The following is a 939-nucleotide window of genomic DNA, read 5'->3' on the forward strand; positions in this document are numbered from 1 at the left end:
GCCGAGGCCCGCGAGCTGATCGCCGGGCTCTGCGACGGCGCCGAGACGGCCCGCCGCGCCGCCCCGATCCTCACCGAGATCGGCCTCGAGCCCGGTGGAGACCCCGCGACGGCTGCGGTCGTGGTGGCCGCCGCCGACTTCCTGGTCGCCGAGACGGGCACCGCCGTCGTCCTGGACGATCTCGTGCCCGCGGGCCGGCTGCTGCTGCTCGCGGGGATCGAGCAGGTCGTCGACCGGTGGTGTGAGCTGGAGGTGCTGCTGCAGCTCTGGCCGCGCGCCGCGCAGGGCGTCCGGATGAACCCGGTGACGACCACCTGGCCCGGCGCCGAGGTCGTGCTGATCGACAACGGCCGCACCCGCGCCCTGCGCGACCCCGAGGGCCGTGACGCGCTGCGCTGCATCCGCTGCTCGGCCTGCAGCAGTGTCTGCCCGGTCTACGAGCGGGTCGGCGCGGGCCCCTACGGTCCCGTCCTGCCGGGCCCGATCGGCGCGGTGCTCACCCCGCAGTTCCGCGGGGTCGGCCCGGCGTTCGAGGCGTCGCTGCCGTTCGCCTCGACCCTCTGCGGGGCGTGCGCCGACGTCTGCCCGGTCGGGATCGATCTGCCGGGGCTGCTGGTGATGCTGCGCGCCCGGGTGGTCGAGTCGCGCCGCCACCGGCCCGTCCCCACGCCCGAGCTGGCGCTGATGCGGGGGCTGGCCTGGACGATGTCCGACCAGCGCCGGTTCGAGCAGGCGCTGCTGCGGGCGTCCCGGTGGACCAGACTGCTGGTCCGCGACGGCACGGTCCGCCGGCTGCCGGGACGGTTCGGGGTCTGGACCGAGACCCGTGATCTGCCGGGACCGCCCAGAAAGGGTTTCCGTGAGCGGTGGAGGGCGCGCCGGTGAGCGAGGAGGTGCAGCGGCGCGTCCGGGCGGCCCTGCGCGCGGTGGTGGCGGCCC

General features: G+C 76.4%; 1 protein-coding gene. It reads left to right on the top strand.

Features of this window, described 5'->3' with window-relative positions:
* Window positions 1-885, top strand: an 885-nt coding sequence (locus ACYVE7_RS34720) for a 4Fe-4S dicluster domain-containing protein (protein WP_460370891.1), incomplete at its 5' end; no start/stop codon positions are given.
* Window positions 886-939 lie beyond the last annotated feature (54 nt).

The sequence above is a fragment of the Actinocorallia lasiicapitis genome (assembly GCF_054778695.1).